General features: G+C 58.7%; 17 protein-coding genes and 1 tRNA gene. 14 read left to right on the top strand and 4 right to left on the bottom strand.

Translation table 11 applies throughout. The features are described 5' to 3' along the window. Positions 1-248: 248 nt before the first annotated feature. Positions 249-2411, top strand: a complete 2163-nt coding sequence (locus HNR38_RS06995; protein WP_343068259.1) for a sensor histidine kinase — start codon at positions 249-251, stop codon at positions 2409-2411. Further along, a complete protein-coding gene (locus tag HNR38_RS06990; protein ID WP_183701229.1) occupies positions 2404-3783 on the top strand; it encodes a sigma-54-dependent transcriptional regulator in 1380 nt (459 codons plus the stop codon). The genes HNR38_RS06995 and HNR38_RS06990 overlap by 8 nt, the downstream gene beginning before the upstream one ends. A gap of 80 nt (positions 3784-3863) precedes the next feature. Here the strand turns inward: HNR38_RS06990 and HNR38_RS06985 are convergent. Both HNR38_RS06985 and HNR38_RS06980 read right to left on the bottom strand, forming a co-directional pair. After that, positions 3864-3940 (bottom strand) — tRNA-Arg (locus HNR38_RS06985). Between the two features lie 90 nt (positions 3941-4030). Further along, on the bottom strand, positions 4031-4576 hold the full coding sequence (locus HNR38_RS06980; RefSeq protein ID WP_183701226.1) for a YaeQ family protein: 546 nt from the start codon (positions 4574-4576) through the stop codon (positions 4031-4033). A 75-nt stretch (positions 4577-4651) separates the two neighbouring features. On the opposite strand from HNR38_RS06980, the gene HNR38_RS06975 reads away from it, so the two are divergent. The 12 genes from HNR38_RS06975 to HNR38_RS06920 all read left to right on the top strand — a co-directional run bounded on the left by HNR38_RS06975 (position 4652) and on the right by HNR38_RS06920 (position 16184). Then, positions 4652-5011, top strand: coding sequence for a CidA/LrgA family protein (locus HNR38_RS06975; protein ID WP_183701223.1), 360 nt, complete (start codon positions 4652-4654; stop codon positions 5009-5011). Continuing rightward, entirely contained in the window at positions 5001-5726 is a 726-nt protein-coding gene (locus HNR38_RS06970) for an LrgB family protein (RefSeq protein ID WP_183701220.1), read from the top strand. The genes HNR38_RS06975 and HNR38_RS06970 overlap by 11 nt, the downstream gene beginning before the upstream one ends. Positions 5727-5881: 155 nt before the next feature. Then, positions 5882-7444, top strand: coding sequence for an ABC transporter substrate-binding protein (locus HNR38_RS06965; protein WP_183701217.1), 1563 nt, complete (start codon positions 5882-5884; stop codon positions 7442-7444). A 77-nt stretch (positions 7445-7521) separates the two neighbouring features. Then, positions 7522-8571 carry an ABC transporter permease gene (locus HNR38_RS06960; RefSeq protein ID WP_183701214.1) on the top strand — a complete coding sequence of 350 codons (1050 nt, stop codon included), beginning with the start codon at positions 7522-7524 and terminating at the stop codon, positions 8569-8571. After that, a complete protein-coding gene (locus HNR38_RS06955; RefSeq protein WP_183701211.1) occupies positions 8568-9500 on the top strand; it encodes an ABC transporter permease in 933 nt (310 codons plus the stop codon). Before HNR38_RS06960 ends, HNR38_RS06955 begins: the two co-directional genes overlap by 4 nt. A gap of 4 nt (positions 9501-9504) precedes the next feature. Continuing rightward, positions 9505-10503 (top strand): ABC transporter ATP-binding protein, encoded by a 999-nt coding sequence (locus tag HNR38_RS06950; protein ID WP_183701208.1) that lies wholly within the window; start codon positions 9505-9507, stop codon positions 10501-10503. Then, positions 10500-11510 (top strand): ABC transporter ATP-binding protein, encoded by a 1011-nt coding sequence (locus HNR38_RS06945; RefSeq protein ID WP_183701206.1) that lies wholly within the window; start codon positions 10500-10502, stop codon positions 11508-11510. The genes HNR38_RS06950 and HNR38_RS06945 overlap by 4 nt, the downstream gene beginning before the upstream one ends. Positions 11511-11581: 71 nt before the next feature. Beyond that, positions 11582-12487 carry a LysR family transcriptional regulator gene (locus tag HNR38_RS06940; protein ID WP_183701204.1) on the top strand — a complete coding sequence of 302 codons (906 nt, stop codon included), beginning with the start codon at positions 11582-11584 and terminating at the stop codon, positions 12485-12487. A 1-nt stretch (position 12488) separates the two neighbouring features. After that, positions 12489-13784, top strand: a complete 1296-nt coding sequence (gene pepQ, locus HNR38_RS06935; protein ID WP_183701202.1) for a Xaa-Pro dipeptidase — start codon at positions 12489-12491, stop codon at positions 13782-13784. Between the two features lie 98 nt (positions 13785-13882). Continuing rightward, the gene (locus HNR38_RS06930) at positions 13883-14089 is read left to right on the top strand and encodes a bacterioferritin-associated ferredoxin (protein ID WP_183701200.1); all 207 of its coding nucleotides are present in this window, start codon (positions 13883-13885) and stop codon (positions 14087-14089) included. A 135-nt stretch (positions 14090-14224) separates the two neighbouring features. Beyond that, the gene (gene bfr / locus HNR38_RS06925) at positions 14225-14698 is read left to right on the top strand and encodes a bacterioferritin (RefSeq protein WP_183701198.1); all 474 of its coding nucleotides are present in this window, start codon (positions 14225-14227) and stop codon (positions 14696-14698) included. A gap of 130 nt (positions 14699-14828) precedes the next feature. Further along, positions 14829-16184 carry a phosphohexomutase domain-containing protein gene (locus HNR38_RS06920; RefSeq protein ID WP_183701196.1) on the top strand — a complete coding sequence of 452 codons (1356 nt, stop codon included), beginning with the start codon at positions 14829-14831 and terminating at the stop codon, positions 16182-16184. Positions 16185-16330: 146 nt separating this feature from the next. Here the strand turns inward: HNR38_RS06920 and HNR38_RS06915 are convergent, their stop codons facing one another. Both HNR38_RS06915 and HNR38_RS06910 read right to left on the bottom strand, forming a co-directional pair. Continuing rightward, positions 16331-17311 (bottom strand): phospholipase A, encoded by a 981-nt coding sequence (locus tag HNR38_RS06915; protein ID WP_183701192.1) that lies wholly within the window; start codon positions 17309-17311, stop codon positions 16331-16333. Between the two features lie 9 nt (positions 17312-17320). Further along, positions 17321-17629 carry a hypothetical protein gene (locus HNR38_RS06910; protein WP_183701189.1) on the bottom strand — a complete coding sequence of 103 codons (309 nt, stop codon included), beginning with the start codon at positions 17627-17629 and terminating at the stop codon, positions 17321-17323. Positions 17630-17807 lie beyond the last annotated feature (178 nt).

The raw sequence follows: 17807 nt of genomic DNA, 5'->3' as shown, positions 1-17807 counted from the left end.
CGGGCAGGCCAATATCGTTAAGCGCACACCAATAGTTGTGGTAATGAATTGTTTTAACTTGGCTTATTGGGTTTTCGGCCGTCTTCGGAAAACGTCTCTAAACGGTTTGGTTCGGCCGGGATGAGCGAAAATCCGCCGATGGGTGGGGCCTTGTAGGCCAAAATCCGCTGCCTGGGGTGAGTTGACCGCCCGCAGAGGGTGATCAAAGATGGGCGATTGCACGGCTTCATGAATAACCGGTGAATTCCATGACGCGCTCCCTCATGCGCTTTCGAGAGCATACTGTCTTCGACTCAGTGGTCCCTGGTTTGCAGGTTGTTGCCTTTTTGGTGCTCGTTATACTGCTTGTGCTCCTGAATCCTGCGCTCATGAGGATGGAGATTGAGAGCGCGAAACAGGACGCCGTGCAAAGGCTCAGCGTTTACAAGACCTCTCTGTCTGCGACGATTGATCGTCACCTTTACCTCCCGAAAATCCTGTCTTCGGATCCGAGAATTATCAGTGCATTAAGCCCAACGTCTTTAGAAAGGCCGGATCTGTATTCGGCGCCTTACTCGAACCTTCTCAAAACCATGAATAGGCAAGCGGAATCCGACCAGATTTTCGTGATGCGCCCCAGTGGTCTGACGCTATACTCCAGCAACTACCAGTCGTCAGACAGTTTCGTCGGTGAAAACTACAGCTACCGCCCCTATTTTCAGGATGCGATGGCGGGAAGGCTTGGCCTTTACTTCGCGGTAGGCGCGACCTCAGGCATCCCGGGATTTTTTCGCTCAGCGCCGGTTTATTCGGAGACGGATGACATTTTAGGCGTCATTGTCGTCAAGATTGACCTCAGTAAATTGGAGCATAGCTGGAACCAGTCCGGTGATTCTGTCTGGGTGACCGACGAGGAAGGCATCATTTTTTTGGCGTCGGATCCGAAGTTACACTATCGCTCCCTGGCCCCCTTGTCTGACGCCTTACGATCAGAACTGGAGACAACCCGTCAATATGGCGGGGACCCCGTTCGTCCTCTTGAGAGAGCAACCCAGTGGCAGTCCGATGACTGGTCTACCTTTCACCTCGGGGAGGCCGGTGCCCAGCTCGTTTTCGAAACGGCCATTGAGGGCTACCCGTGGAAGATGCACATGCGCATACCCTTGGCCCGGGTGACGTCTCAGGTGCGTTGGAAGCAGGGTGCGATCGGTATACTGTACGCCGCGTTTGTCGCCGGTATCCTGTTTTATCGAGAGCGTCGCAGACGTACCCTGGCCCAGGATGCCCTCGCGAAAATGACGGCCGCCCGGGAGTCCCATCAGCGTGCCATTATCCAGAATACCGATGTCGGCCTGCTGAATCTGGACGCCGATTTTCATCCCCTGTTTGTCAACGAGCGGGCTCAGGCATTGTTCTGTCTGGTTGGCGATGTCGACTCCGTCAGGCCTGACAGGTTGCTGGATCCCTGGGAGCCTGGCTATGCCGGTGGTGGTTCCTGCCGCGCCGAAGGCATCCGCTCGGATGGCACCCGTTTCCCGGTGTTTTACACCCTGAACCCCATCCATGTCGGGGACAGAAAAGAGTTTATTTTGACGGTTCAGGACATCACGGAACTCACCTCGGCACAGCGTGCTTTGCAGGAAATCAATCGGGACCTGGAACATCGGGTTGAGGAGCGAACCCGGGACCTGGAAGACGCCCAGGCCGCGCTGGCCCAGAACCAGAAGCTGGCTGCTCTGGGCCGAATGTCAGCGGCGCTTGCTCATGAAATCAATCAGCCCATTACGGCGTTATCGAATTATGTCGCCAGCAGCCAGATCCTGTTGGAACGTAACCGGCTGGACGATGTACACACTAATTTCCAGAAGATCGAGGATTTGCTGGCAAGGCTTTCCAGGCTTTCTCGTCAGCTCCGGATTTTTGCCGGCAAGCGGAATTCCGGCAGTGCGCCCATCTCGATGTTGGCACCGGTTCATTACGCCATTGAGCTGCTTAAAACACGGCTCGAGGAAGAGGTTATCCGCTTTGAGCTAATAGCCCAGAATGATTGCCGGGTACAGGCAAACACCATGGTGTTGGAGCAAATCGTCGTCAATCTGCTGACCAATGCTATTGATGCGGTGTCCGGTCAGGAAGACGGCAGGATCATCGTTCGGCTGGATTGCTCGGGCGCTCAACCAGACCAGGCCGTGTTAAGTATCGAAGATAATGGTCATGGCATGACGGAGGAGCAAATGAGCCAGGTTTTCGAACCGTTCTATACCACCAAACCCATGGGAAAAGGATTGGGGTTGGGACTGGCGATCAGCTACAGCCTGGCTCTCGATCTGGGGGGTGATTTGACGGTGCATAGCCGGCTTAACGAGGGAACGCGCTTCTCTTTGAGTTTACCAATAACAAGTGCAACGGAGTCCGGAGACAGCCATGAATAACATCATGCACGCCGTCGTGATTGATGATGAGCTTTCGGTATTGGAATCGTTGGAGCAGCGCTTGATGCTTGCTGACATCAACGTGCAGACGTTTACCGATGCCAGAGACGCCTTGCCGCTGCTGACCAGTGACTTTCAGGGCGTGGTGGTGAGCGACATCCGCATGCCGGGGATGGATGGCATGAGCCTGTTGCAAACCGTTGATCCGACCATCCCGGTGATCCTGATCACCGGTCATGGCGGTATTGCCCAGGCGGTGGAGGCCATGAAACTGGGCGCATACGACTTCATGGAAAAGCCGTTCAAGCAGGAGCGGTTGGTTGAGTTGATCCAGCGAGCCTGTCGCCAGCGCCAGGCGACGTTGGCGACCACACGCCAGCAATCCGGAACCAAAGACGATGATTGGCTGTCCTCCGCGATTATCGGAGATTCTGAACCGACGCAGACCTTGAGGAAACATATCCGCGCCCTGGCTCGCGTGAATGCCGATGTGGTTATCTCGGGAGAAACGGGAACAGGCAAAGAGTTGGTGGCCCGCAGCTTACACACGCTGAGCATCCGTGGAGACCAGCCCTTTATCGCTGTCAATGTGGGCGCCATTCCGGAAGGGCTGCTGGAGAGCGAGTTGTTTGGCCATGAGGCCGGTGCATTTACCGGCGCCCAAAAGCGACGCATCGGGCTGTTTGAGGCGGCACACCAGGGGACGCTGTTTCTGGATGAGATCGAGAGCATGCCGATGTCGTTCCAGATCAAGTTACTGAGGGTACTGCAGGAACGGGAAGTGGTGCGAGTGGGCTCGCATACGCCCATTCCAATCAATGTCCGGATCATTTCAGCAACCAAGGAAGATCTGCGGGAAGCCGCCAACGAGGGGCGCTTCCGGGAGGACCTCTATTACCGGCTTATGGTGGCCGATATCCAGCTACCGGCGCTGCGCGACCGCATTGATGACGTTCCGGCCCTGTTTTCCCACTATCTGAGGGAGGCCGGGGAGAGCAACGATCTGGAGGTGCCGGAGTTGACCTACGATGACATCCTGGCGCTGGAACTTCATTCCTGGCCGGGCAATGTCCGGGAGTTGAAACACACCGCAGAGCGTTACCTGCTGGCACGCAGTATCAGCGGTATCTCGGTGACGGATCTTCTCAAGCTTGGGCAACCAGGCCCGTCCGCCTCGCTGTCGGGTGAAAGATCGCTCAGTGAGCGGCTGGAACAGGTTGAAAAAGCCCTGATCAGTTCGGAGTTGACCCAGCACAACGGAAACATCAAGCAGGTCATGGAGGTGCTGAGCCTGCCCCGTCGAACGCTGAACGAAAAGATGCAGAAATACGGGCTCAAGAGGGCGCAGTTTTTGTCTGGATCCAGTGAATGACGCTCCGCGAAGGAGCTTGGGGTAATTGGGACACAGCCAAACAAAAAAGGCCTGCGTTTTCACGCAAGCCTTTAGAATAATGGCCCGCCCGTCAGGATTCGAACCTGAGACCTCTGCCTCCGGAGGGCAGCGCTCTATCCAGCTGAGCTACGGGCGGAGAAACCGAGCACTGGGTGCGTCAATTTCGAGTGCGCAATCTTACGTGTGCCGGCTCCGTCTGTCCAGCCCCTGAGGGCAAGTCGCCGTTTCAGTTTGCGGGCAGGCGTTGCACGGGGGTGACGGTGACCAGACTCTGGTCATTACTGAAGGTCACCTGGCCATCCTGGATGGTGACCTGGAACGCCATGTTGCGCCCGGCAAGCTGTTCCAGTTCGGCGGTTTCTTCGGCTGGCAGGTCGACAACCGTCAGGTTGCCATAACGGTTCAGGCTGTTCTGGTGTTTGTCCCACCAGACGGGCACTGCCCGGCCGCCATAGGTGTAGAGCACCACCTGGCCTGACTGGTTGCAGGCCTTTCTTATTCTGTCTTCCTCGGGCAGGCCCAGCTCAATCCATACATCAATCTCGCCGGTCAGGTCTTTCTGCCAGAGCTCGGGTTCGTCATCGGTGCTCAGGCCCTTGGTGAATTCGAGGGTGTCGCTGGCGTTCAGGGCAAAGGCGAGGAGCCGGATCATTACGCGCAGGTCGGTTTCCGACGGATGCTGGGCGATGGTCAGTTGATGGTCCGCGTAGTAGTGGCGGTCCATGTCGGCGATATTGAGCGTCGCCTTGAGGATGGTTGCTTTGAGCGCCATGGGCTTCCTGCATTGGTATCGGGGTGGAGGTTTGGGCTAGTGTAATGCAATTCTTTTCCGGGTGAGTGCAGGCGCATGCCGATGTTGCGTGGATTTCTGGTTCTGGTGCTGTTCTATATTCTTGGCGAGTCTTTGCGCCTGCTTCTGGCGCTGCCGGTGAGTGGCGGTGTGCTGGGAATGGTGCTTATTACCTTCACCCAGATGGTTAAAGGCAGTGTGAGCGAAGACCTGGCACAGGCAAGCCAGGGGCTGATAGCGGTGCTCGTCTTGTTGATCATGCCGGGGGTTGTGGGGGTGTTTTTTACCGCCAATCAGTTTTCCGGGCAGTGGCTGGCGGTTGCGGTGGCGCTGCTGGCGGGCACCTTTCTGAGTGTGCTTACGACGCTGTTGTTGATGAAGGCACTGACTGCCCGGGGCGTGAGTGATGGTGAGTGAATTGTTCGCCCGCTTCCAGGCGTTGCCGGATACATTAACCGCCACCCCCATTCTCGCCATCGCTTTGACGCTTGGTGCCTTTTTTGCGGGCAACTGGCTGTTCTCCCGCATTGGCCGCCCCTTATGGTTGCCGCCGGTGGTTCTGTCGGCGTGCCTGTTGTCGGGCGTTATCGCGGTGCTGGCGATTGACTATCAGGCTTACCAGCAGGGCGCGCGCTGGCTGACGGTCCTGCTCGGGCCTGCGACGGTGGCACTGGGCATTCCGCTGTACCAGCAGATGCACCATATCCGCGCCATGTGGCGCCCGATTGTGGTTACCCTGCCTATTGCCGCCACCATGGCCGCAGTTTATGCCGTCGTGATTGGCTGGGCCCTGGGCGCGACACCCGAGGTGCTGGCCTCGCTGGCGCCCAAGTCGGTGACGGCGCCCATCGCCATCGGTATTACCGAACAACTGGGTGGTTCGGTCCCCCTGATGATGGGCGGGCTTTTGATCACCGGTGTGGTGGCAACCCTCTTCGTTGACCTGCTCGCACGGCTTTTACCGGTGAAAGACGAGCGGATTCTGGGCTTTGCCCTGGGGCTGAATGGCCATGCGATTGGCACCGCCCGGGCGTTTGAGATCAGCCATACCGCCGGCGCGTTTGCTTCCCTTGGGATGGGGCTTACCGGCGTGTTCACAGCACTTATACTGCCCCTGGTTTTTCGTCTTTAGGCGTGCCCCAAAGCAGTTCATTCACCTGGCGAATAGGGGCATGTCGTAATTTCGATTGCCGTAAGTGTTTTCCGAGACTAGCTTGTCTGCCAGTCAGCCGGCAGGGGTTTGCGCCGGCTTGTTTCGATAATCCGGATATAACAACGGAAAACACGATGAAGAAACTACTTACAGCAGTTGTGGGCTCCATGGCCCTGGCTTCGGCACCGCTGGCGGTGTCGGCGGAAGCCAACAAAGAACTGAAGATGGCGTTTGATTCTGATCCGGTCACACTGGATATTCATGAGCAACTGTCCGGCGGCATCATGCAGTTGTCGCACATGACCTTCGACCCCCTCCTGCGCTGGACCAAGGATCTTGGGTTCGAGCCGCGTCTGGCGGAAAGCTGGGAGCGCATTGATGACAAGACCATGCGCTTCAAGCTGCGCGAAGGCGTGAAGTTCCACTCCGGCAACGAGCTGACCAGCGCCGATGTGAAGTTCACCTTCGATCGCCTCAAGCAGAGCCAGGACTACAAGGCGATCTTCAAGCCGTTCAGCAGCATCAACATCATTGATGACTACACCTTTGAACTGGTCACCAGTGAGCCTTACCCGCTGCTGCTCAACACCGCCACCTACATCTTCCCGATGGACAGCGAGTTCTACTCCGGCAAGACCGAGGACGGCAAGGACAAGAGCGCCATCGTCAAACACGGCAACTCCTACGCCTCCGAACACCTGTCCGGCACCGGCCCCTACGTGGTCACCGAGCGCCAGCAGGGCGTGCGTGTGGAGTTCGAGCGCTTTGATGATTACTGGGACACCGAGTCCCCGGGTAATGTCGGCAAGATTGTGCTGACGCCGATCAAGGAGAACAACACCCGGGTGTCCGCCCTGCTGTCCGGTGGTGTGGACTTCATCGCCCCGGTGCCGCCCACCGATCTCAAGCGCATCAAGCGGGACGACAACGCCAACCTGGTCACCATGAGCGGTACCCGGATCATCCTGTTTCACATGAACCAGGACCGGGTGGAAGCCTTCAAGAACCCGAAAGTGCGTGAGGCCATCACCTACGCCATCAACCAGGAAGGCATTGCCGCCAAGATCATGAAAGGCTTTGCCACCCCGGCGGCCCAGATGTCACCGGCGGGTTATCAGGGCCATAACGAATCCCTGGAACCGCGTTTTGACGTGGCCAAGGCCCAACAGTTGATGAAAGAAGCCGGTTACGAGGACGGTTTCACCATCACCATGATGGCGCCGAACAACCGCTACGTGAACGATGACAAGATCGCTCAGGCGGTGGCTGCCATGCTGGCGCGCATCAACATCAAAGTGGATCTGAAAACCCTGCCGAAGGCCCAGTACTGGCCGGAGTATGACAACCGTGCTGCAGACATGATGATGATCGGCTGGCACGCGGATACCGAGGACTCCGCCAACTTCTACGAGTTCCTGACCTTCTGCCCGGATGAAGACACCGGCGCCGGCCAGTACAACGCGGGTAACTACTGCAATCCGGAAATCGACGCTCTGGTGGATAAAGCCAACGTCGAGACCGATCTGGACAAGCGGGCCGCCATGCTCAAGGAAGTGGAACAACGCCTGTATGACGACGCAGCCTTTGTGCCCCTGCACTGGCAGGACCTGGCCTGGGCTTCCAGGAAGGGCGTTCAGATTGAGCCTATCCTCAACGTGATGAACTTCCCGTACCTGGGCGACCTGGTCGTCGAATAAGTCACCTGTAACAGCGGCCGGCGCTGGAGTTATCCGGCGCCGGCCTTTTGTTTGTCAGTCTCAACCGGAAAATCTCCATGCTAGCGTTTTTGGTTCAGCGGATATCCCAGGCGTTGCTGGTCATGTTCGTGATCAGTGTGATCGCCTTTGCCATACAGGATGGCCTCGGGGACCCGCTTCAGGAAATGGTGGGAATGTCTGTCTCCGACGAGGAGCGGGAAGCCATTCGGGAGGAGCTGGGGCTCAATGACCCGTTCCTGGTGCAGTACTTCCGCTTTGCGGGCAATGCCCTGCAGGGCGACCTGGGGTCCTCCTACTTCTATGGTGAGCCCACACTGGATGTCATTCTTGAGCATCTGCCCGCCACGCTGGAGTTGGTCATCGGCGCCAGCCTGATCATCGTGGTGTTCTCGGTGCCTATCGGGGTGTATGCCGCCATCCGGCCACAGGCATGGTTATCCAAGTTTTTCATGGGGGTCAGCACGGTGGGGATCTCGATCCCGGTGTTTCTGACCGCCATCGTACTGATCCAGCTGTTCTCCATCGGTGTGGTGGTGGACTGGTTCCCGTCGGATACCGGCTGGGGCCGCTGGCTGAACGATCTGTTGACCACCGAAGGCGGCCTGCCGTCCTATGGCCGGGGCGATGAGCTCACTCCTCTGTTTGGCACGTGGGAGACCGGCTTCTTATCCTCCGATGGTCTGGCGCACCTGATCCTGCCGTCGGTTTCTCTGGCCTCCATCATGCTGCCGCTGTTTATCCGACTGATCCGGGCCGAGATGATGGAAGTGTTGCAGAGCGATTACATACGCTACGCCCGGGCCAAGGGCCTGAGCGCCGGTCGCATCAATTTCCTGCATGCCCTGAAAAACACCATGTTGCCGGTGATCACCGTGGGTGGTGTGCAGATTGGCATCATGGTGGCCTACACGATCCTCACGGAAACCGTGTTCCAGTGGCCGGGCGTGGGCCTGATGTTCCTTGAGGCCATTACCCGCAGTGATATTCCGCTGATTGTGGCTTACCTGATGGTGGTGGGCCTGATATTCGTAATCACCAATACGGTGGTGGATCTGGTGTATGGCCTGGTCAACCCCACCGTCAAACTGACAGGTAAGAAAGCATGACAACGGCAACGGTTTCCCGCTGGGACCGCTTCCGCGAGTCCTTTTTCTGGTACAGCTTCAAGCGCGACAAGGTGGCGATCCTCAGCACCCTGGTGCTGGTGCTGATGGTGTTCGCGGCGGTGTTCGCCCCGCTGCTGGCGCCTACTGATCCCTACGATCTGGCTCAGATCAACATCATGAATTCGGAACTGCCACCGGCAGGGCTGGACGGTTCCGACCCGGCCTTCCCGCTGGGTACGGACGCCCAGGGTCGCGACCTGCTGTCCACCATTCTGTACGGCACCCGTGTCTCCCTGTTGATCGGTTTTGGCGCCGTGGTGCTGCAGGCGGCGCTGGGTATCCTGTTTGGCCTGCTGGCCGGCTATCTGGGCGGCAAGGTGGATTCCATTCTGATGCGCATTGCCGATGTCCAGCTGTCCTTCTCCACCCTGATGGTGGCGATCATCGTGGGGGCGGTGTTCAAGGCCAGCTTCGGCAACCTGATGTTCGGTGAGATTGCCATCTACATGCTGATTTTCATCATCGGCGTGGCAGAATGGCCGCAGATTGCCCGTACCGTGCGGGCCTCCGTACTGGCGGAGAAGAAAAAAGAGTATGTGGATGCGGCGAAAGTCATGGGCTTCGGCACGCCCCGGATCATGTTCCGGCACATCCTGCCCAATACCCTTTCGCCGATCTTCGTGATCGCCACGGTCCAGATCGCCAACGCGATCATCTCCGAGGCGGCCCTGTCGTTCCTTGGGCTCGGCATGCCGGAAACCCAGCCGTCGCTGGGTTCGCTGATCAAGTCCGGCTTTGATTATATCCAGAGCGGTTCCTGGTGGATCACACTGATCCCGGGCCTGGTGCTGGTGGTGCTCGTACTGGTCATCAACCTGTTGGGTGACTGGTCGCGGGATGTCATGAACCCACGGCTGTACAAGGGGTAACACCATGGCACTGTTGGAAGTTAAAAATCTCGATGCCCGCTTTGCCGTGCGCGGCGGCGATCTGACCGCCCTGCGTGGCATCAGCTTCAGCCTGGACAAGGGCGAACGCCTGGGTCTGGTGGGTGAGTCCGGCGCCGGTAAATCGGTGGCGGCGTTTTCCATCCTCAACCTGATCGCCAAACCCGGCTATATCGCCGACGGGCAGATCCTGTTTGAAGGCCGGGACCTGGCGGCCATGAGCGAGCGTGAACTGCGGGGCATCCGCGGCAACCGCATCGCCATGATCTTTCAGGACCCGATGATGACCCTGAATCCGGTGCTCACCATCGGTACCCAGATGGTGGAAGCCATTCAGGCCCACCGCAAGATCAGCAAGAAAGAGGCGAGGGCGATCGCCCTGGACCGGCTGCAGAAGGTGCAGATCCCGTCTCCGGAAAAACGTCTGGATCAGTACCCCCATGAACTCTCCGGTGGCATGCGCCAGCGGGTGATCATTGCAATCGCACTGCTGCTGGACCCGGAAATCATCATCGCCGATGAGCCCACCACCGCACTGGATGTGACCATCCAGGCCGAGATCATGGACCTGCTGCTCAATCTCTGTGAGCAGGAGAACGTGGCGCTGATGCTGATCACCCACGATCTGGGCGTGGTGTCCCAGGTCACCCAGCGCATGCTGGTGATGTACTCGGGGCGGATCATTGAACAGGGCCCCACGCGGGAAATCATCAACGATGCCCAGCACCCCTACACCCAGGGCCTGATCAACGCCCTGCCGCAGATGGGCGAGCCGGGTGATCGGCTGTTCCAGATCCCCGGTGCCATGCCGTCCCTGAAAAATGTACCAAAGGGCTGCCCGTTCCATCCGCGCTGCCGTTTTGCCACCGAGCAGTGCAAGCACTCGATGCCGGAGTATGTGCGCTCCGGCAACGTGGACGTGGCCTGTTACGAAGTGGCCAACCTGATTGAACAGGAGAGACAGATGCAGGAGGCCGAATCATGACCTCCCCCCTGGTAAGTATCCGTGGGCTGGAAAAACGGTTTGATCTGTCCGGCAACCTGCTGGAACAGATTACCTTCGAAGGCGGCCGGTTCCGCCGCAAGCAGGAGGCCGTTCACGCCATCAATGGTGTGGACCTGGACGTGCAGCGTGGCGAGGCCCTGTGTGTGGTGGGCGAGTCCGGCTGTGGCAAATCCACGGTGGCGCGCACGGTCATGGGCCTGCTTTCGCCCAGTGGCGGTGAGATCCACTACGACGGCCAGCGCATCGACAATCTGGACGGCAAGGACGCCCTGCCGTACCGGCGCAAGATGCAGATGATCTTCCAGAACCCCTATGCCTCGCTGAATCCGCGCATGACCATCCAGCAGACGCTGGAGGAGCCGATCCGGTTTCACCACCCGGACTGGTCCGATATCGAAGTGCGCGACAAGATCCACGAAGTCATGCACTCGGTGGGGATTGATCCGGACTGGGGCAGTCGCTTCGGCCATGAATTCTCCGGTGGCCAGCGCCAGCGGATCGCCATCGCCCGCGCCCTGGCAGTGGACCCGGAGTTCATCGTGGCGGACGAACCCATCTCGGCCCTGGATGTCTCCATTCAGGCCCAGGTGCTGAATCTGCTGATGGACGCCCAGGAGAGCCGGGGGCTGACCTACCTGTTTATTACCCATGATCTGGCGGTGGTTGAGCACTTTGGTACCCGGGTGGCGGTCATGTACCTGGGGCGCGTGTGTGAGCTGGCGGATACCGCCACACTCTTCGCCACGCCCCGGCACCCCTACACCCAGGCGCTGCTGTCGGCCATTCCCAAGCTGGAGGATGACCGGCCCAATCACATCCGCCTGCAGGGTGAGGTGCCCACGCCGGTGAACCTGCCCTCGGGCTGCGTGTTCCACGGTCGTTGCCCGTATGCCAATGAGCGTTGTCGGGCCGAAGTGCCGGAGCTGATCGCAACGGATGAAGGAGCTCGCGTGGCCTGTCACGCCGTGGAGGAAGGGCGGTTGTAGCGCACGGGAGGCAATAGGCTATGATGCCTTCAGTCGACTGATAACCTTCGAATCAAGCTGCTGGAAACTCCATGGAAATACGCTGGCTGGAAGACTTCCTGGCGCTGGCACGTACGCGCCATTTCTCACGGGCTGCCGAGCAGCAGCACGTGAGCCAGCCTACGTTCAGCCGTCGCATCAAACTGCTGGAAGAGGCCATGGGCACGACGCTGATCAATCGTCAGACCCTGCCCCTGACGCTGACGCCGGCGGGTGAGCTGTTCCAGGAACTGTGTGAGCGCACCACCCGGGACGTTCGCGATACCCGTGACCGCATCACCGCCCTGGAGGCCGAGGCCTCGGCCCGTATCAGTGTGGGCTCGACCCAGGGCCTGTTTTCCCATTTCTACCAGGGCTGGGCCCGGGAGGCGGGCATAGCCGAGCGGCTGAAACTGAACCTGAACGCCACCAACTGGATTGGCGAGCAGTTTCTGGATGCACTGGAGAGCGGGGAGTGTGAGCTGGTGCTTTGCTACTGGCACCCGGACCTGCCCTGGCGCAGCCGCCTGGATGCCGGCAAGTTTGACTGGCTGGTGGTGGCCCGGGAGGCCCTCGTGCCGGTCAGCATTGCCGATGACACTGGGCAGCCGCGTTTTGGCCTGCCCGGCAATGCCGAGCAGCCGGTTCCGCTGATTGCCTACCACAGCCGTGGCTTTCTGCAATCCGCCATTGAGGGGCACCTGGGCCGGAACAACCTGGGGGCTAACCTGTTGCCCCTGAACGAGAACACCCAGTCCTCCAGTATCAAGGCCCTGGTTAAACAGGGGTTTGGGATGGGCTGGCTGCCACGGCGAATGAGTGAGAAAAGTGAACAGTTCGGCAGTCTGGTAAGGGCCGGTGATGAGCGCTGGGATGTGCCCCTGGAAATACGACTGATCCGCCTGCGGGATGCCCGCTCGCCGGATCTGCTGAATCTTTGGAAACAACTGGAAACCTGACATGTCCAACCCTTCCCTGTTGTCTTTGCAGCTCGATCACCTGGACCAGCTGCAGCAGAGGTACGAATCCGCCCTCCAGACCCACGGCTACGACAGCCTGCTGATTGCCTCCGGCGCGGCGCCTTATCGCTACGGTGATGACCAGGCCTGGCATTTTCAGGGCTATGGGCCCTTCCTGCACTGGACCGGGCTGACCGGTCGCGAGCATTGCTGGCTCTGGATCCGGGCAGGGCAGAATCCCGTTTTGTGGCTGTTCGAGCCAGTGGATTTCTGGCACGCCAACCTGGCGCTGGAGCAGGAGCCCTGGCAGAGCTTCATTGAAGTACGCAGCCAGCAGACGCCGGAGGCCCCACAACTGGAAAGTGCCGGACGCCTGGCCGTGGTCGGGGATCCGTGGGTACTGGCGGGCGTCGGTTTCGGGGAACACAATCCGCCAGGGCTTCTGGGCGCGCTGGACGAAACCCGCGTTCACAAAACCCGCTATGAAATCGAATGCCTGGCCCAGGCCAATGCTATTGCCCTGGATGGCCACCGCTCCGCTCGGGAGGCCTTCGCGGGTGGGCAGAGCGAGTTCGGTATTAATCTGGCCTATCAGCGTGCTACCGGACAGAGGGAAGCCGAGGCGCCGTATCACAGCATCATTGGCATCAACGAACACGCAGGCACCCTGCATTACCAGCATTACGGGACCCGGCGGCCTGCCCGTTCCCGCAGCCTGCTGATTGATGCCGGGGTCCGTTATCGCGGGTACTGTTCAGACATCACCCGGACCACGCCGGGGGCGGGCCAGGACCGCTTCGCCTCGCTGGTGCATGGCATGGAGTTGCTTCAGCGTCGGCTCTGTGAACAGGTAGCGCCCGGGGTGGAGTATCTTGAGATCCACCGCAAGGCTCATCAGGGAGTGGCGGCGCTGCTTTCCGCTTCCGGGCTGGTCACCGGCCTGGATGACGACACCATGGTCGCCGAGGGCATTACCCGTGCGTTCTTCCCTCACGGAATCGGGCATTTCCTGGGTATCCAGGTGCACGATGTGGCCGGAAAACCGACCCCGCCCCCGGCAGATGCGCCCTTCCTGCGGCTGACCCGGACGCTGGAGCCCGGCATGGTGGTCACTATCGAGCCGGGGCTGTATTTCATTCCGTCCCTGCTGGACCCGTTGATGTCCGGTGCCATGAAGCGCCACCTGAATTCGTCGCTCATTGATGAACTGGCAGGTTGCGGTGGCATCCGCATTGAGGACAATGTCGCGGTTACTGACACTGGCGCCCGCAATCTGACCCGGGAGAGTGAGGTCTGATCAAAAATTAAGAACAAAAAATGTGCAAAGGGGTTGCAATCCCGTCTGCAAATAACAATACTTATCACTACCATTGGTTTTGTTGATGAGATCCTCTTATGTACGTTTGCCTTTGCCAGGGTGTGACCGATCGGGAAATCCGTGAGGCTGCGGAAAACGGTGTCAGCTCCATGCGCCAGTTGGGCAAAGAGCTGGGTGTCGGCCGCCAGTGTGGTCGCTGCGCCTGCAGCGCCCGGGAAATCCTGCGGGAGTCCCGCACGCCGGACTACCTGGCCATGGCAAACATGCTGGCTCAGCCTGCCTGAGCGCCGGGTGCTCCAGGCACCCGGTTACGGTTGTTTCCATTCCCACTTGTAAGTCCTTTCCAACGGTGATTTTTTATCGCGGCCAAACCGACTATCCTTGTGAATTAACGCAATCACGGAACAAGGACAACGGTTATGAAAGGCGATAAGAAAGTCATTCAGTACCTCAACAAAGCGCTCGCCAACGAGCTGACTGCCATCAACCAGTACTTCCTGCACTCGCGCATGTACAAGGACTGGGGGATCACCAAACTGGCGGACAAGGAATACGAAGAGTCCATCGATGAAATGAAACACGCCGATCAGTTGATCGAGCGGATTCTGTTTCTTGAAGGGCTGCCCAACCTGCAGGACCTGAACAAGCTGCTGATCGGCGAAAACGTCGAAGAAATGCTGCAGTGCGACCTGAAGCTGGAAATCGGCGGCCACGCCGATTACAAGGAAGCCATCGAGTACTGTGAAGAGGTCAAGGACTACGCGACACGTGAACTGCTGCGCAGCATTCTGGCCAGCGAGGAGGAGCACATCGACTTCCTCGAAACCCAGCTTGAGATGATCTCCCAGATGGGTATCCAGAATTACATCCAGCTGCAATCCGCAGCCGAGTAAGCCTGCCTTCAAGGCCTGCCGGTCGACTGGCAGGCCTGTTTCCTTCCGGGCCTTTGGCCCCGCACTTCGTTTGTTTCCCGAAACAGGTAGAATGGTTGTTATCCCATTCCTATCGACTCCGGAGACTGAGATGGATCTTTCCTGTTTCAAGGCCTACGACCTGCGCGGTCGGGTGCCTGAGCAACTCAATGCCGAACTCGCCGAAAAGATTGGCCGGGCCTATGTGGAAATCACCGGTGCCCGCAAGGTGATCGTGGGTTACGACATTCGCCTGTCCAGCCCGGAAATTGCCGAGGCCCTGGGAACCGGGCTGATGGCAGCCGGGGCGGATGTGTTTGATATCGGGCTGAGTGGTACAGAGCAGGTGTACTTTGCCACCAGTCATTTCAACATGGATGGCGGCATCATGGTCACGGCCAGCCATAACCCCAAGGATCACAATGGCATGAAGATGGTCGGGTCCGGGTCCCGTCCGATCAGTTCGGACAATGGCCTGAACGATATCCGTGACCGGGTTCTGGAGCCATTTACCGATGCTGCTACCCAGGGGAGTTATGAATCACTGGAAGTGATGACGGACTATGTGGACCACCTGCTGGGGTACATCGATTCCGCCTCCCTGCATCCGCTGAGTATCGTCTGTAACGCCGGTAACGGCGGCGCCGGGCTGGTGATTGACGAGCTTGAACAGCACCTGCCATTTGACTTCATCAAGATCCACCATCAGCCCGATGGCCACTTCCCCAATGGCGTGCCCAACCCGATTCTGCCGGAGAACCGGTCCGCCACGGCCGATGCCGTCATTGCCCAGGGCGCGGCGATGGGCATCGCCTGGGACGGGGATTACGACCGCTGCTTTTTCTTCGACGAAAATGGCCGGTTCATCGAGGGCTATTACATTGTCGGCCTGCTGGCGGATCAGTTCCTGCGCAAGACCGGCGGTGGCAAGGTCATTCACGACCCCAGACTGACCTGGAATACCCTGGACTTGGTCAGGGCCGCCGGTGGCGAAGCCATCGAAAGCAAGACCGGTCACGCCTTTATCAAGCAGCGCATGCGGGATGAGGATGCGGTCTACGGCGGTGAAATGAGCGCCCACCACTATTTCCGGGATTTTGCCTATTGCGACAGTGGCATGATCCCCTGGCTGCTGGTGGCTGAGCGTCTGTGTCAGTCAGGCCGGACACTGTCCTCCCTGATTGATGCCCGGATTGAGGCCTATCCCGCCAGTGGTGAGATCAACCGGACCATCGACGATCCCGCCAGAGTGATTGCGGCCATTGAAGCCAGCTACGGGCCCAGCGCCAAGCAGGTGAGCCATGTGGACGGCCTGAGCGTGGAATACGACGACTGGCGCTTTAACCTGCGGATGTCCAATACCGAACCAGTGGTGCGGCTGAACGTGGAGTCCCGTGGGGACAAGGCGTTGATGGAAGAGAAAACGGAGGAACTGTTACAGGTGATGGATCGCCTGAATAAGGAATAACCGGAAGGATGGCACGGTGGAAGGGTGGTGGTACACCTTCCTGAAACTGTGCGGAGCCAGGGATGGCGGAGCCCAAGCGACACAGGGATGTGCCGCCAGGAGCGTGTTTCAGGAAGGTGTACCACCACCCTGATGGCCCGGTAGTCTTACAGCCAGTCGTTGAGCATGATGCCGATGCCCACCCTTTCGATGCGGTGGTTGTAGTCGATCAGGCTTTCGCCATAGCCGTTGTAATACTGGATAAAGCCTTTGATGGTCTCGCCCAGCGGGAAGCTGTAGCCCAGTTCCACCGATGTGCGGTTGGTGGACTGCAGGTTGTTCATCATCTTCATGGACAGAGTCTGGCCTTCGGTTGGCTCGTAGATGACGTGATAGCTGGCGTACCCCAGGTAGTCTTCAATGTCCGCGTTGTCGGCTTCATCCTTATCGTTTTCCGGCAGCTTGTACCAGGGCTTGACCATGAACAGCCAGTTGTCGGTCCGGTAGGTGGCGCTGGCCATGATCCGGTTCCAGCTCCGGGATTCGGGGTCGGACTGGCCGTTGGACTGATGGTTGAAGCCGAAAGTTACATTATCCAGTGTGCCCGGGCCGAGATCCCAATCCAGTTTCTGGCGGAAAAACAGCTCCGGTTCGTAGTTGGTTTCCCGGAACGGGGCTGAGTCCTCCTGGTTGTAGACCTGCCAGAAGGATTTCTGGGTGTAGCCGAACCAGAAGGTAGTGCCGTCCTCGAACAGGCCGGTCAGCAGCGGCACCTTGAAGCTGATCTGGTATTTGGCCTCTTCGTTTTCCAGTTCATAGCCGTAGTCGGACGTTCCCAATCCGGGGCTGACCGGGTAAGGGTTCGGGTCCCGGACCCAGGAGATGGGGAGAATGTAGTTCGGGCGGTGGCTGACAAAACCACCGGTGAAAGAAAAAATGGACTTTTCCGCCTTTTCCACGGTTTCCTGGGTTTTATCCTTTTTTGCCGTCTGAAGGTCGTAGCAGACCAGTCGCTGGGCATCGTCTTCGATTTGTGCGCAGTTTTCCGGAGACGGTGCGTCGTTTTCCCGGGCCAGGGCCTGGGAAGAAACGACCAGTCCGGTCAAACCGATAACCGCAAGGTGCGGCAGGGAAGGGCAACGTATCATTGGAAATCCTCAGGCTGCGGAATGAAGGCCGGACCAGGTGTTGGCAATACCATAGACCCAGAGGCTCAGAAGTGTGATGGTCAGCAGTGCGAATACGATTTTGTGCCGGGGGGCAGACTGTTCGCTGGACGCCACCCAGCGCAGGTACATCAGGCCCAGAAAGCTGAGGAAGACGCCAAGGCTGGCCAGGGCCGGAACCAGAAGCCAGGCGGTGGCGGCCGGTGGGGCTTCGCCGCCGGATGAGTTGCCCAGCCAGGCCATGGAGGCCAGAAGTACCGCAAGGCACGAAAACTCGCTAATCAGCAGGTATTTGCGCATAAAAAAGACCGTAAACGGAATAAAAACCGTATGGTAACCGAGAATGGTGCCTGACGCGCCCGTACCTACGAAACTGTCATTTAAATGGTTGAAATCAATTTCTGTCTGTGGCCGTTGGTTTTTTTGCGTCGGCGCAGTCGCTATAATGCTGCGCCTGAAAGATTATAACGCTCAAATG

The organism is Marinobacter oulmenensis, from assembly GCF_014201735.1.
GTDB classification, from domain to species: Bacteria; Pseudomonadota; Gammaproteobacteria; order Pseudomonadales; family Oleiphilaceae; genus Marinobacter; species Marinobacter oulmenensis.
Note: the sequence above shows the minus strand (reverse complement) of the source record. Positions and strands in the feature narration are given on the sequence as shown.

Bases quoted from the DNA above. Each gene is read 5' to 3' on its own strand.
- HNR38_RS06995 (WP_343068259.1), top strand. From the start codon at position 249: ATGACGCGCTCCCTCATGCGCTTTCGAGAGCATACTGTCTTCGACTCA.
- HNR38_RS06990 (WP_183701229.1), top strand. From the start codon at position 2,404: ATGAATAACATCATGCACGCCGTCGTGATTGATGATGAGCTTTCGGTA.
- HNR38_RS06980 (WP_183701226.1), bottom strand. From the start codon at position 4,576: ATGGCGCTCAAAGCAACCATCCTCAAGGCGACGCTCAATATCGCCGAC.
- HNR38_RS06975 (WP_183701223.1), top strand. From the start codon at position 4,652: ATGCCGATGTTGCGTGGATTTCTGGTTCTGGTGCTGTTCTATATTCTT.
- HNR38_RS06970 (WP_183701220.1), top strand. From the start codon at position 5,001: ATGGTGAGTGAATTGTTCGCCCGCTTCCAGGCGTTGCCGGATACATTA.
- HNR38_RS06965 (WP_183701217.1), top strand. From the start codon at position 5,882: ATGAAGAAACTACTTACAGCAGTTGTGGGCTCCATGGCCCTGGCTTCG.
- HNR38_RS06960 (WP_183701214.1), top strand. From the start codon at position 7,522: ATGCTAGCGTTTTTGGTTCAGCGGATATCCCAGGCGTTGCTGGTCATG.
- HNR38_RS06955 (WP_183701211.1), top strand. From the start codon at position 8,568: ATGACAACGGCAACGGTTTCCCGCTGGGACCGCTTCCGCGAGTCCTTT.
- HNR38_RS06950 (WP_183701208.1), top strand. From the start codon at position 9,505: ATGGCACTGTTGGAAGTTAAAAATCTCGATGCCCGCTTTGCCGTGCGC.
- HNR38_RS06945 (WP_183701206.1), top strand. From the start codon at position 10,500: ATGACCTCCCCCCTGGTAAGTATCCGTGGGCTGGAAAAACGGTTTGAT.
- HNR38_RS06940 (WP_183701204.1), top strand. From the start codon at position 11,582: ATGGAAATACGCTGGCTGGAAGACTTCCTGGCGCTGGCACGTACGCGC.
- pepQ (WP_183701202.1), top strand. From the start codon at position 12,489: ATGTCCAACCCTTCCCTGTTGTCTTTGCAGCTCGATCACCTGGACCAG.
- HNR38_RS06930 (WP_183701200.1), top strand. From the start codon at position 13,883: ATGTACGTTTGCCTTTGCCAGGGTGTGACCGATCGGGAAATCCGTGAG.
- bfr (WP_183701198.1), top strand. From the start codon at position 14,225: ATGAAAGGCGATAAGAAAGTCATTCAGTACCTCAACAAAGCGCTCGCC.
- HNR38_RS06920 (WP_183701196.1), top strand. From the start codon at position 14,829: ATGGATCTTTCCTGTTTCAAGGCCTACGACCTGCGCGGTCGGGTGCCT.
- HNR38_RS06915 (WP_183701192.1), bottom strand. From the start codon at position 17,311: ATGATACGTTGCCCTTCCCTGCCGCACCTTGCGGTTATCGGTTTGACC.
- HNR38_RS06910 (WP_183701189.1), bottom strand. From the start codon at position 17,629: ATGCGCAAATACCTGCTGATTAGCGAGTTTTCGTGCCTTGCGGTACTT.